Source organism: Halomonas sp. I1 (assembly GCF_032334135.1).
Classification (GTDB): Bacteria; Pseudomonadota; Gammaproteobacteria; order Pseudomonadales; family Halomonadaceae; genus Halomonas.
This window is the reverse complement of the sequence record NZ_JAVXUS010000003.1, coordinates 248,997-262,183: the sequence shown is the minus strand read 5'-3', so window position 1 is coordinate 262,183 and position 13,187 is coordinate 248,997. Positions and strand designations below refer to the sequence as shown.

Genomic DNA, 13,187 nt, shown 5'->3' with positions numbered 1-13,187 from the left:
TGTCAGTTCGTCTCGTCGAGCCCCAGCAGGCGTCGGTTGCGCCCCGGGTCCGAGCCAGTGTCGGCGAAGTCGTCGAAGGCCTTGTCGGCGCGCTGGATCAGGTGGCGAGCGATGAAGGGCGCGCCCTCGGCGGCCCCCTGGGCGGCGTCCTTGAGACAGCATTCCCACTCGAGTACCGCCCAGCCGTCGTAGCCGTACTGGGTGAGCCGGGAGAAGATGCCCTTGAAGTCGACCTGGCCATCGCCCAGTGAACGGAAACGGCCGGGGCGGTCGACCCATCCTTGATATCCGCCATAGACCCCGCTGCGGGCGCTGGGCGTGAACTCCGCATCCTTGACGTGGAACATGCCGATCCGCTCGTGGTAGCGATCGATGAAGCCCAGATAGTCGAGTTGCTGCAGCACCATGTGGCTGGGGTCGAAGAGGATCTTCGCCCGGGAGTGACCATCCACGGCATCGAGGAATCGCTCGAAGGTGGCACCGTCGTGAAGGTCTTCGCCCGGGTGAATCTCGAAGCACAGGTCGACGCCTTGCTCGTCGAAGACATCGAGGATCGGCCGCCAACGACGGGCCAGTTCGGCGAAACCGTCCTCGATCAGCCCCGACGGCCGTTGTGGCCAGGGATAGAAGTAGGGCCACAGCAAGGCACCTGAGAAGGTGCCGTGTGCGTTCAGCCCCAGGCGCCGGCTGGCGCGGGCGGCAAGCTTGAGTTGCGCCTCGGCCCAGTGCCGGCGAGCGTCGGGCCGCCCATGCAGGTGCGCGGGTGCGAAGCCGTCGAAGAGCTCATCGAAGGCGGGGTGCACGGCCACCAGCTGTCCCTGGAGGTGGGTGGAAAGCTCGCTGATCGCCACACCGGCCTCGGCGCAGCGCCCGGTCAGCTCGTCGCAGTAATCCTGGCTGTCGGCGGCGAGCTCGAGGTCGATCAGACGTGGGTCGATCGTCGGCATCTGTACGCCGCGATAGCCGAGTGAGGCGGCCCAACGAGTGATCGTGTCGAGGTCATCGAAAGGCGGCTGATCGTCGAGGAACTGGGCGAGGAAGAGCCCCGGCCCCTGGATGCCTTCGCTGTGAGGGCTCGTCATGTCGTGGCCTCCGCGTCATTTCGTTGGGGAGTGTCATCGAGGGGTGTCCACTTGGCGGTACTGGCCTGACTTTTCAGCAGGGCCTCGATGAAAGCCATGCCACGTATTCCCTCGGCCATGCCGGGGACGCCCGCGGCGGCACCGTGCTCGCCACGCCGGACGGCGTCGGCGAAGTCGCGATAGAGGTTGGCCAGGGCTTCCAGATAGCCCTCGGGATGGCCACCGGGCAGGCGCAGGCGCTCCAGGGCTTCTGGTGCCAGGCCGGGCTGGTCGATCCCCGCCCGCAGGACGCGCATGGGCTCGTCGAGGCGCCGGTGGACCAGGCTATTGGGCTCCATCTGTTGCCATTCCAGCGCGCCGCGATCGCCATACAGGCGAATCTTCAAGGCGTTCTCCTCGCCGGTGCAGACCTGGCTGGCCATCAGGGTGCCGCTGGCGCCTTCGGCGGTGCGGAACAAGGCGTCGCCGTCATCGTCCAGGCGCCGTTGCTCGCCGTGGGTGCCGAGGGCGGCGCAGAGCTCGGTGACGTGGTGCCCCGAGATGAACTCGGCGAGACCGAAGGCGTGCGTGCCGATGTCGGCCATGCAACCGCTGGCACCGGCAATGTCGGGATCGGTGCGCCATCCCGCCTGCTTGTTGCCGGTGCCCTCGAGGTTGGTGCCGAGCCAGCCCTGGGGATATTCGACGTGAATCTTGCGCAGGCGGCCGAGCTCGCCATCGCGCACCAGGCGGCGTGCCTGCCAGACCATGGGGTAGCCGAGATAGGTGTGGGCGAGGCCGTAGAGGCTCGTACTCGCATCGAGCGTGGTGGCGAGCTGGCGTGCTTCCGATAGGGTGGTCGCTGCCGGCTTCTCGCAGAAGACATGGAAGCCCGACTCGAGCGCGGCCTGGCTGATGGGCACGTGCAGATGGTTGGGCGTGACCACGACCAGCACGTCCATGCGCTGGTCATCGGGGAGCCGGCGTTCGCCGTCGATCAGTGACTGCCAGTCGGGGTAGAGGCGCTGTGCCGACAGGCCGCAGGCCTCGCCGGTGCGGGCATTGTTGTCGGGGTCGCGGCTGAAGCTGGCGCAGACCAGTTCCAGCTCGCCATCCAGAGCGGCGGCCAGGCGATGCACTCGGCCGATGAAGGCGCCTTCGCCGCCACCGATCATGCCCATTCGCACGCGTCGTTTCGTCATTGCCATTCGTCCTCCACAGGGATGCGGCCGAACTCGTGTCGAGCCGGTTTGATGCATGAATGTAACCGGTTACATTTTGCTGAAAACTAGCCCGTGAGCCGTGTGGGTTCAATGAGACTTAGGTCTTGTACGAAACATTGGCGAGTGCGGACTCGTTTCGTAAAGGCCCTCGGTCGCATGGGCAAGAGCGGGTGCAACGGTGAGCCCGGTGCAACGATACAGTAGACTGGTCGCATGGCGACGCCGAGTTGTCCGATGAGAGCGAGGAGGTTCACAGCCAGGCATGACCAATATACGCAAGGTGGCCGAACTGGCCGGTGTTTCGGTGGCGACGGTGTCGCGTACCTTGAAGACGCCCGACATCGTGTCGCCGGGAACCCGCGACAGGGTGCTGGCCGCCGTCGAGCAGGCCGGTTACCGGCCGAATCTCATGGCGGTGCAGTTCCGGTCGCAACGGACCCGTAATCTGGTGGTACTGGTGCCGACCATCGCCAATACCTTCTTTGCCCGGGTAATCGGTGGCATCCAGGAAATGGCGCAGCGGCGGGGATACGGGATCCTGCTGTGCAACACTCTCGGCGACGAACGTGCCGAGCGAGCCTATGCTGGTATGGTGTCGACCCGTCAGGCCGACGGCCTCATCCAGTTGCGCGCCTACGACCCCTTCACGGCATCGAACGGCAAGACGCGGCCGCCGATGGTCAATGCCTGTGAAGTGCTCGACGCGGCACCGTGTCCCACCGTCAAGCTCGACAACCGAGCCGCCGCCCGGGCGGTGACCGAGCATCTGCTGGCACTGGGGCATCGCCGTATCGGCATGATCAAGGGGCCACGCAATAGCCCCTTGACCCGGGATCGTCTACTGGGCTTTCAGGATGCCCTGGCGGCCGCTGGCCTGACGCCGGACGAAAGCCTGTGGTGTCCCGGCGACTTCACGCCACCTTCGGGCCATCGGGCGGCCGGCGATCTGCTGTCGCGAGCGGACCCACCCACGGCGATCTTCTGCGAGAACGATGAAATGGCCATGGGCGCGATGCGGCGCATCAGGGAGTCAGGATTACGGGTGCCCGACGATATCTCGGTGGCGGGATTCGACGATATCGCCTTCGCTTCCTTCTGTGATCCTTCCCTGACGACCATTGCCCAGCCCGCCGAGGAATTCGGCCGCGAAGCCGTATCCCTGTTGCTTGATATCATCGATGATCGGGATGACGCCGCGGACAAGCATCGCATCATGCCCTTCGAACTGGTGGTGCGTGAGAGTACGGGGCCGGTCAACTGACCCGGGGAAACACGTCGCCGCGGGACCGACGGAAGGTGCCGGTCCCGCGTGATCACCCGTCTTCATGCCGAGTCGGCATGGTGGCATGGCTGACGTTCGGGCAGAGCACGGCCGGCATCTTCCTTGAGGGAAACACTGTACAAATGCCTGCGCGGGCAAAGCACAGCGTTGCGCGGTGCTCGGAATCCTCACCTATACCCCCATAGGCTTCGGTTCCTGTGCTCCGTGCGCCTTGTGCTTCGCTCCGCTCGTCGATTTGTTCAGTGCTTCCTGAGCGGCAGGCGCGAGGCCCGCTCGAGCTCTCTCCGATCAAGGCCAATATCGGCCAGTATCCGGTCATCATGGACCAGCAGGTTGGCGATCTGGCGACGGAAATGTCGACGGCGTTGCCACTGGCGCACGCGGCCGACGATCCAGCCTTCCAGCGCGTCGATCAGCCCCAGCGGCGGCATGGCCGGCATGTAGAACGTCGGCAACCGGTTGCGCGGCCGTTCGTCGCCGCCTTCGCCATGCGGTGGAACTTCGCTGCCGGACGCATGACGTGTGTCGCGGCATTGCGGTGTTGGATGCAGTGTGTGAAAAGCGTTCATGACAGCACCTCTCATGTGTGCCCCTTTACGGGGCATGGGCCGATGGAAAGATTCCAGGGGTCGCGACCTCGGTGCTCAGGATGGTATGAAGAGTTTGTTCAATCCAACGAAAAGGTCTACATTCACGATTCAGAAATTCTGAAAGGTGATATGCCATGGACACCGCACCCGCTACTTCGCATCCCACGGCCTTGCCGCTGCTCGATAGCGATGTCCTGCGTTCCTTCGTCGCCATAGCCGAGAGCGGCAGCTTCACGCGGGCGGCCAATCATGTCTTCCGTACGCCGTCCGCGCTCAGCATGCAGATCAAGCGCCTCGAGGGAACGCTGGGCCAGGCCCTGTTCGTCCGAGAAGCACGTCATGTGCGGCTGACGCCAGAAGGGGAGATGTTGCTGGGATACAGTCGCCGCCTGTTGCGGCTCAACGAAGAGGCCGTGACACAGTTCCTGACGCCTTCTCTGGAAGGCACCGTGTGCTTCGGTACCCCTGACGACGTGGGATCGCGCATCCTGCCCCGAGTACTGTCGCAGTTCGCGCGTTCGCATCCCGCCGTGCAAGTGGACGTCGTGGTCGGTCGCAGCGTCGATCTGCTGGAACGCCTGGACAAGGGCGAGCTCGACCTGGTGCTGGCCACGGCAGGAAGCGAGGGGCTCCCCGCCGACCGCGGCGAGGTCGTGCACACCGAGCCCCTGGTCTGGGCGGGACGCGATGGCGGCGTGGCGATAGATCGCTCGCCGCTACCGCTGGCGATGGCCAACCACGGCTGCGCCTGGCGACGCGTGGCCCTGTCGGTGCTGGACGATGCCGGCCTGACATACCGCATTGCCTATATCAGCGAGAACTGTGCCGGACAGGAGGCGGCGTTGCTGGCGGATCTGGCCGTGGCCCCCCTGCCGCGTAGCCTGGTTCGTGCGCCGCTGAGTATTCTCGGTGACGAGTCAGGCCTGCCGCTGCTGGGGGACTATCGCATTCTGTTGCTGCGTTCCGGTCGGGCCGGCGAGGCCACGGATGTGCTGGCTGGGCATGTGGTTGATACGTTCCGGGGTATGCGCTAGTCGTCTCGAGCCACGAGCCACGAGCCACGAGATGCGAGATGCGAGATGCGAGATACCATGCTGCTCGAAACTCGAAACTCGAAGCTCGAAGCTCGAAGCTCGAAGCTCGAAGCTCGACGCTCGTCGTGACATCTGTCGAATCCGGGGCCCGCCAGACGACTCAAGGCTGAACGACCACAAGAAAGGAGAGGACATCATGAAATATCTGTGTCTGGTCTACAGTGACGAAGAGCTCCTGCACAGCCTGCCGGAGAGTCCCAGGGACGAGGAGTGCCTGGCCTATGCCGAGAGCGTCCAGGAAAGCGGACGCTTGATCGCCGGTGAGGCGCTGGCACCGGTGCAGACCGCGACGACCGTGCGCGTGCGCACTGGCAAGACGACCATCACCGATGGTCCCTTCGCCGAGACCAAGGAGCAGCTGGCGGGATTCTACATGGTGGAAGCTCGGGACCTGAACGAGGCGTTGAACATCGCGGCCGGCATTCCGGCGGCTCGGGTGGGCAGCATCGAAGTGCGTCCGGTGCGTGAGCTGGATGTGCCGGCAAGGTCGGCAGCCGCCGGCGAGCGTGGTTGATGCGATGGGATACGGCAATGACGCCGGAGATGGACATGAGTGCCCGGGTGCATGCACTGGTCGAGCGTACCTACCGGCATGAATCGCGTCGTGTGCTGGCGACCCTGATCCGGCGGCTGGGAGATTTCGACCTCGCCGAGGAGGCCCTGCACGATGCCTTCATGGCGGCGGTGGATCAGTGGCCACGGGAGGGCATTCCTGACAATCCGCGTGCCTGGCTGGTCACCGCCGGGCGTTTCAAGGCCATCGACCGCTTGCGTCGACGGGCCCGCTTCGATGCGTCGCTGGAGACACTGGCGGAGCGGCTCGACGAAGCGTCCCCCGGCGGGGGAGATCCCGCCGATGTCGATGCCGTGGAGGACGACCGGTTACGGCTGATCTTTACCTGCTGTCATCCCGCCTTGACGGCGTCCGCTCGGGTAGCACTTACCCTTCGGGAGGTCTGTGGCTTGACCACCGAGCAGATCGCCCACGCCTTTCTGACTCGGCCCTCCACCGTGGCGCAGCGTATCGTGCGGGCCAAGGCCAAGATCCGGGATGCCGGCATTCCCTATCAAGTCCCCGAGGTCTCCGAGCTTTCGGCGCGCCTGGAAAGCGTGCTGAGCGTGATCTACCTGGTGTTCAATGAAGGCTATACCGCGTCGATGGGAGACAGGATGACGCGCGGCGAGCTTGCCGAAGAGAGCATACGGCTGGGGCGACTGTTGCTGGACTTGCTGCCGGATTCCGAGGTCATGGGGTTGCTGGCGCTGATGCTGCTGCACGAAGCGCGACGCGTGTCGCGCACCAGCGTGGCCGGTGAGCCAGTGTTGCTGGCCGATCAGGATCGATGTCTCTGGGACCGAGCCATGATCGCCGAGGGGCAGACACTGATCGAGCGAGCCTTCGCCACCGGGGAGGTGGGGCCCTATACCCTTCAGGCGGCCATCGTCGCCGAGCATGCAGGCGCGGCCAGTGCCGAGCAGACCGACTGGTCGCGTATCGTCGGGCTCTATGATGTGCTGCGTCAGGCGTCGCCATCGCCCATTATCGAACTAAACCGGGCCGTGGCCGTCGCCATGCGTGATGGGCCCGAGGCGGGACTGGTGCTGATTGACGCCCTGTTGGCCAGCGGAGAACTGGCCGATTACCGGTTGGCTCATGCCGCTCGTGCCGACCTGTGCTACCGGCTCGGCGACGACGAGCGTGCACGGATTGCCTATCGGCAGGCACTGCATCTCAGCGAACAGTTACCGGAACGAGCCTTCCTCGAACGGCGACTGACGGAGTTGGGCGACGACATCATGGCCTCGCCTACGACGACGCCCCATCCTGAAGGATAGGGCGTCGCGGTCATGACGTCGGGGATGGCGTGTCGTCAGCCTTCGTCATCCTCGTCGTCATCGTCGTCGTCGGTCGCTTGCGTGCTTGCGACCACTGTGCCGGTCTGGCCACTTTCGAGGGCAGCAAGTGCCGGCTGAGTCTGATGCTTGAAACTTGCCAGGGCTTCACCGCTGAGGCTGCCGCCCTCGGGCAGCTGGACCTTCATGGCGTTGACCTGGTTGTTGTTGACCAGCACTTCATAGTGCAGGTGGGGGCCCGTGCTGCGTCCGGTATTGCCGGACAAGGCAATACGCTCCCCCATGGTGACGCGGTCGCCGCGACTGACCAGCGGCCGTGAAAGGTGCAGATAGCGTGTCTTGTAGCCATTGTCGTGGCGGATGACGATGTAGCGCCCAGCCGCCGGGTGGTTGCCGACCTTCTCGACGCGCCCATTGGCCGGTGCTTGAACCGACGTGCCGGTCGGCATGGCGAAATCGGTGCCCTTGTGAGGACTGATGCGGCCGGTGACCGGATGATGGCGCTGAGGATTGAAGGGGGAGCTGATCCGATACTGGCCATCGAATGGGTAACGGTTGAACGAGGGGTTCAGGCTGATGCCATCCGGTGTGTAGAACTGGTTGTCCTGGGGGTTGCGGAGCAGCGTCAGGTCCATGCGAGACCCGTCATACTTGACTGCCAGGATACGTGGGTCGAGGCTCTGGCCATCGATGGTGTCGGATTCCACCAGCACCTCGAAACGGTCGCCGCGACGAGTGTCGCGGCGAAAGTCGAGTTTCTTTTCCAGCACATGGGAGAGTTCGGCCACCTCGGCGCTGGTCAGACCGGTGGCCTGTGCCGAGCGGGCGAAACTGCCGCTCACGGTGCCGGCGTACATGCGTTGGGTCGACTCCCCGGCGCGTTCGATGGTCGAGACGTCAGTGCCGTCGTCGCTGCGCTTGACCAGATAGCCGTCGCGCGGGCTGCTCATGATGCGTAGTGCAGATAGCTCGCCTTCGGCATCGAGTTGATACTCGAAGCGACTTCCGACGTTCCAGCGAGTCAGCAGCTCAGGTTCGGGCATTTCATCCAACAGGGCCATGACATCGCTGTAACCCATGTTGAAACGGTTCTGTGCCAGGACCGTGAACGTATCGCCTGGCTGGACCGTATAAGTGCGCCATTCAGGCACGAAAGGCTCGTTGGCGGCAATCTCTTCCTCGAGAATGATCGGGCCTTCATCGAACAGTTCGAGCTCGTCTTCGCTGACCTCTTCATAGGAAGTGGCATCTTCATAGGAAGTGGCATCGGCCATCAATCGCTTGTCGGATGCCAGCATGCCACTGGCCACCGTGCCGAGCACGACGGCAATGTGACGAGCGGCCTCGTCAATATGCGGTGTTGACTCGACTGCCGGCGTATCGGTCTTCGAAGCAAGATCGTCGCGACCGGCCTGGGCGGCGTCGATGAAGTCGATATTCACGACTTCGCCGGCGGGCAATTGCGAGAGCGGCACGTGTTCGCGGGTGGCGTCCACGGCACGGGAAGCGACGTCGATGGCCTGTGAGACAGGGGAGCGATCCAGGGTCAGAGAAGGAACGCCGGGACTGGTGTCGGATTCGAGAGGGACGAGCAGAGTATCGGTCTGTGTCGTGTCATGCTCGTATCGGGTGTCTTCCAGAGTGGAGACGATCTTGTGAGCGCCCAGCACGGTAACCATGGTGGCAACGGGTAACAACAGCAACTTGTGCGTGCGGGGCAGCGAATGGAGGATTCGCATCATGAATTTGGGCCGTCGTGACTGAATGAGTAAACGTAAATGACATATAAAAAGGCACAAAGACCATAACGCATGATACGGAGGGTGCCTAGTCTATACGTTTATACAGTAAGTGGCCAACTCGCCCCATCGTCATGCGGGGCGAGCTCAGGATGCGAAATCGAACGCTGTTTGCTAAAGACGACGTTGCCATGCCTAAGTGGCCTTTGGCAACCCCCTTGTTCGGCAAGGTTCGGCAAACCCTAGCCGGTCGGCGCTGCGGCCAGCGTCCCGTCGCGATAGTCTCGCATGGCCTGTTCCAGTTCATGTTGGTGATTCATGACGAAGGGGCCGTGGTGAGCGATCGGCTCATGATGAGGCTCCCCGGCAAGCAATAGTACCTGAGCGTCACGGGAGCCCTGCAGAACCAGGGTATCGCCAGGGCCGAAGCTGGCCAGTTCGCCGTGCGTCAGGTCGTCGCCGTTTGCCGTCAGGTTGCCATCGAAGACGAATACCAGCAGCCGGGTAGCCTGGTTCATCAGTGACAGGGAAGCACCGGCATCGAGACGAAGGTGTGCCACCGCGCTCTGGCCGGCCAGGGCATCGAGGGGGCCCTGAAGGGTGTCGCCCCCCGTGGTTTGCCAGTGGCCACCCAGAGCGATCAGCTCTGCTCCCGGGGCCTTGAAACGAGGCATCTGCTCGGCGTTCACGTCGCGGTAGGTTGGCTCGCTCAGCTTGTCGCGCGCTGGCAGGTTGATCCATAGCTGGAACGCATGGAGGCCGTCGACATCGGTAAAGGGCGTTTCGCCGTGGATGATGCCGTGTCCGGTATGCATCCACTGGGCGCCGCCGGCACCGATGCTGCTGTGGTGGCCGAGATGGTCTTCGTGACGCAGGCCGCCATGAATCACGTAGGTGAGCGTCTGGATACCTCGGTGCGGATGGGGCGGGAAGCCACCGATGGCATCGTCACCCGGTGCGGCGATCAGCTCGTCGAGCATCAGGAAGGGGTCGAGGCCACCGCCGAAATCGTGCAGACGCAGGATATCGACACCATCGCCATCACGGCTGGGCTGGCTGCGCTGGCGGCGTGTCACGTGTCGTGGAGTCGGGGTGTTCATGGAAGAATCTCCTCGATGAGGGAGGGTATGACTGGCATTCTAGTCCGATTTTTTCGAAAATTAAGCGCATAGTTTTGGTCTTTGTGTTCGAGGAAATCGAAAATGTCACGTGTCACGTTGGCGCAATGGCAGATGCTCGCTGCCGTGGTCGATCACGGGGGCTTTGCCCGTGCGGCCGAGGCCATCCACAAGAGTCCCTCCACGCTCAACCATGCGGTACACAAGCTCGAGGAGCAATTGGGTGTCGAGGTGCTCGAGCCGGTAGGGCGCCAGGTACGCCTGACCGAGGCCGGCGAGCTGTTGTTGCGTCGAGCTCGCCAGTTGCTGGAAGGCGCCGAGGCCCTGGAGGATGTTGCCGAACGACTCGGTGAAGGGCTGGAGGCCGAGATCGTGCTCAGCGTCGATCAGATCTTCCCCCCCGATGTCCTGTCGCGCGCCATGGAAGCCTTTTCGCGTGACTACCCTCATGTGCGAGTGCAGCTTCATGAATCGGTGCTCAACGGTGGCGTCGAGATGCTGTACGACGGCTCGGCCGATCTGGTCATCTCGGGGCTTGCCGCTCAGGGGTTCCTGGGCGAGCCGCTGGTCTCGGTGCGTTTCATCGCCGTGGCGCATCCCGAACATCCTCTGCACAAACTGGAGCGTGTGCTGGACCTGCGTGACCTGGAGCAACATCGTCAACTGGTGGTGAGGGACTCCGCACAGCGCCAGTCACTGGATGCGGGATGGCTGAAGGCCGAACAGCGCTGGACGGTCAGCCACCTCAGCACGTCCATCGACATGCTGGAGCGTAACCTGGGGTTCGCCTGGGTGCCGGAGACGCTGATCGAATCCGCACTGGCGAATGGTCGCCTCAAGCCATTGCCGCTGTCGGCTGGCGGCGTGCGCGAAGCGCCGATGCAGTTGATTCATCGAGATCGTGATCGAGCCGGCCCGGCGACCCATGCCATGGCGCAGCATTTGCGTGATGAAGTGGCGGTTTGCCCCGATGCAAGAAGGAAACTCTGATTCATGCTGCCTTGATCATCGATAAAATCGAATGAATGTCGCCAAAAACTGCGCTTGAGCGCCAAGTTTTTCGGATTAAGCTGGCATAAAGGAAATGCTGAATAAATCGCCGAGCATAGTGAAGGCTAGGCCCGTTCCCGACGGGCCATCGCATTTCCCACATCCATGTGGGTCACGCGAGGCGGACGGAGCGCAGAAAGCGAGACATAACGGGTGGTTAGGCGAGCTTTCGAGCACCGCGCACAAATTCGCCGGGAGCGAATTTGAACCGTCTTTAGACGGGCCCGCAGGGTAGCCGCCATGGATGGCGGCTATAGCGAAGCGATTTGCATGCGCAGGCATTTAAGCAGTGTTTCCTTAAATCGGTGATGAAAAAGGAGCGGCGACATGGGCCTTCTGATCGAGGGACGCTGGCACGACCAGTGGTACGACACCAAGCGACATGGCGGAGAGTTCGTCCGAGAGTCCGCCAAGCTGCGCGACTGGGTGACCGCTGATGGCGGCCCGGGACCGGACGGGCAGCCCGGCTTGCCCCCCGAAGCGGGGCGTTACCACCTTTATGTATCGCTGGCGTGTCCCTGGGCGCATCGCACCCTGATCATGAGGCGCCTGAAGGGGCTGACGTCGCTGATCGACGTGTCCGTGACGAGTCCGCTGATGCTGGATCAGGGCTGGAGCTATCATCGCGACGAGGGCTCGAGTGGCGATCCGCTCAATGATGTCGAATTTCATCATCAGCTCTATACCCTGACCGATCCGCATTACACCGGGCGCGTTACCGTGCCGGCGCTGTGGGACAAACACGAGGGACGGATCGTCAATAATGAGTCGGCGGAACTGGTGCGCATGTTCAATGGCGCTTTCGATGGCCTGACAGGCAATCGCCTGGATCTCTACCCCTCGGACTTGCGCGAGACCATCGATGCGGTCAACGCCGAGGTCTATGACCATGTCAACAACGGTGTCTACAAGGCAGGGTTCGCCACCGAACAATCGGTCTACGAGAAGCACGTCGTCGCGCTTTTCCAGTCACTGGATCGTCTCGAAGCGCGTCTCGATGAACAACGCTACCTGGCCGGTGAATGGCTGACCGAGGCGGATATTCGACTGTTCACTACTCTGGTGCGCTTCGATGCCGTCTACCACGGGCACTTCAAGTGCAATATGCGTCGTCTGGAGGATTACCCGAACCTTTCCCACTACCTGCGCGAACTCTATCAGTGGCCGGGCATCGCCGAGACCGTGGATCTCGACCATATCAAGCGCCACTATTATGTCAGCCACGGCAATATCAACCCGACGCGCATCGTCCCGGCGGGACCGCGACTCGACCTTGAACGGCCCCACGACCGCGAACGGCTGCCGGGGCAGGGGATACGCGAACGCGGCTGATGCCGGGCTACGAGATACGAGCTGCGCGGTGCCAACATACTGCTCGCCGCTCGCCGCTCGCCGCTCGCCGCTCGCCGCTCGCCGCTCGCCGCTTATTTCGCGTTCTTCGCCAACCACCGGTCCAGGGCATTGGCGAATTCCCGTCGGTCCACGTCGGAATAGCCCTTGGGGCCACCGGTATGTTCTCCGCTGGCCCTCAAGGTTTCCATGAAGTCCCGCATCTGGACCCTGGCGCGGATATTGCTCTCGTTCAATGCTTCGCCACGGCTGGTCATGACCTTGGCGCCGCGCTCGATGGCTGTCATGGCCAGCGGCAGGTCGGAGGTGATGACCAGGTCGCCGTCTTGCAGGCGGGTGACGATCTCGTCGTCGGCGGCGTCGAAGCCGTGGCTCACCGACAGCCCCTTGACCCATTTCGAGGGCGGTAATGGCACCTGATGGTTGGCCACGAAAGTGGTCGGTGTGGCGGTGCGCTCGGCGGCGCGCACGATGATGTCACGGGCGATTCGAGGGCAGGCATCGGCATCGACCCACAAGCTGGGCATAATAGGGCTCCTTGAAAGGACTGGTCAGGGCGGCGCGACGATGGTAGCATGCGCGCTCCTCGCATGTGTTGACCCCACCATCATGACGACGCGACCCGTTCACCGACGTGAACGCGGTGGTCGACAACGCCGGGCCGAGGCCCCAAGCGTTCGAACTGTGTAGATGGAGCGCCGACGAGAGTTCGCCACCAGGGCGAATTCGGCGCAGACGGTCGCCACGACGATGTGCTCGCCGAACCGGCGGGCAAGCATCGGATGCTAGGTGCGACCGGCGTCCCCGACTCCGCTTAAGACTCCCG

Annotated in this window: 12 protein-coding genes; 6 read left to right on the top strand and 6 right to left on the bottom strand. The window is 63.3% G+C overall.

Annotation, left to right across the window (positions count from 1 at the left end; translation table 11 throughout):
- Positions 1-2: 2 nt before the first annotated feature.
- Positions 3-1,082, bottom strand: a complete 1,080-nt coding sequence (locus RSO41_RS06785; RefSeq protein WP_315618328.1) for a sugar phosphate isomerase/epimerase family protein — start codon at positions 1,080-1,082, stop codon at positions 3-5.
- Entirely contained in the window at positions 1,079-2,263 is a 1,185-nt protein-coding gene (locus RSO41_RS06780) for a Gfo/Idh/MocA family oxidoreductase (RefSeq protein ID WP_315618327.1), read from the bottom strand. The genes RSO41_RS06785 and RSO41_RS06780 overlap by 4 nt, the downstream gene beginning before the upstream one ends.
- A 283-nt stretch (positions 2,264-2,546) precedes the next feature.
- Between RSO41_RS06780 and RSO41_RS06775 the strand changes: the two genes are divergently transcribed.
- Positions 2,547-3,545: a LacI family DNA-binding transcriptional regulator gene (locus RSO41_RS06775; protein WP_315618325.1), complete on the top strand. Its 999-nt coding sequence runs from the start codon at positions 2,547-2,549 to the stop codon at positions 3,543-3,545.
- 260 nt (positions 3,546-3,805) lie between these two features.
- On the opposite strand, the gene RSO41_RS06770 is transcribed toward RSO41_RS06775, so the two are convergent.
- On the bottom strand, positions 3,806-4,135 hold the full coding sequence (locus RSO41_RS06770) for a DUF1127 domain-containing protein (protein WP_315618324.1): 330 nt from the start codon (positions 4,133-4,135) through the stop codon (positions 3,806-3,808).
- A 155-nt stretch (positions 4,136-4,290) separates the two neighbouring features.
- On the opposite strand from RSO41_RS06770, the gene RSO41_RS06765 reads away from it, so the two are divergent.
- From RSO41_RS06765 to RSO41_RS06755, 3 genes are all read left to right on the top strand, one after another.
- Positions 4,291-5,190 carry a LysR family transcriptional regulator gene (locus tag RSO41_RS06765; protein ID WP_315618323.1) on the top strand — a complete coding sequence of 300 codons (900 nt, stop codon included), beginning with the start codon at positions 4,291-4,293 and terminating at the stop codon, positions 5,188-5,190.
- Positions 5,191-5,386: 196 nt separating this feature from the next.
- The gene (locus RSO41_RS06760; RefSeq protein WP_315618322.1) at positions 5,387-5,764 is read left to right on the top strand and encodes a YciI family protein; all 378 of its coding nucleotides are present in this window, start codon (positions 5,387-5,389) and stop codon (positions 5,762-5,764) included.
- Positions 5,765-5,781: 17 nt separating this feature from the next.
- Positions 5,782-7,086, top strand: coding sequence for an RNA polymerase sigma factor (locus RSO41_RS06755; RefSeq protein ID WP_315618321.1), 1,305 nt, complete (start codon positions 5,782-5,784; stop codon positions 7,084-7,086).
- Positions 7,087-7,121: 35 nt separating this feature from the next.
- On the opposite strand, the gene RSO41_RS06750 is transcribed toward RSO41_RS06755, so the two are convergent.
- A complete protein-coding gene (locus tag RSO41_RS06750) occupies positions 7,122-8,846 on the bottom strand; it encodes a peptidoglycan DD-metalloendopeptidase family protein (protein ID WP_315618319.1) in 1,725 nt (574 codons plus the stop codon).
- Between the two features lie 239 nt (positions 8,847-9,085).
- Positions 9,086-9,943, bottom strand: a complete 858-nt coding sequence (locus RSO41_RS06745; protein ID WP_315618317.1) for a pirin family protein — start codon at positions 9,941-9,943, stop codon at positions 9,086-9,088.
- A gap of 102 nt (positions 9,944-10,045) precedes the next feature.
- Here RSO41_RS06745 and RSO41_RS06740 point away from each other — a divergent pair, with 102 nt between their 5' ends.
- Entirely contained in the window at positions 10,046-10,951 is a 906-nt protein-coding gene (locus tag RSO41_RS06740) for a LysR family transcriptional regulator (RefSeq protein ID WP_315618316.1), read from the top strand.
- A gap of 387 nt (positions 10,952-11,338) precedes the next feature.
- Positions 11,339-12,343 carry a glutathione S-transferase family protein gene (locus tag RSO41_RS06735; protein WP_315618315.1) on the top strand — a complete coding sequence of 335 codons (1,005 nt, stop codon included), beginning with the start codon at positions 11,339-11,341 and terminating at the stop codon, positions 12,341-12,343.
- A 92-nt stretch (positions 12,344-12,435) separates the two neighbouring features.
- Here the strand turns inward: RSO41_RS06735 and RSO41_RS06730 are convergent, their stop codons facing one another.
- Positions 12,436-12,888, bottom strand: coding sequence for a YaiI/YqxD family protein (locus tag RSO41_RS06730; RefSeq protein ID WP_315618314.1), 453 nt, complete (start codon positions 12,886-12,888; stop codon positions 12,436-12,438).
- Between the last annotated feature and the right edge of the window lie 299 nt (positions 12,889-13,187).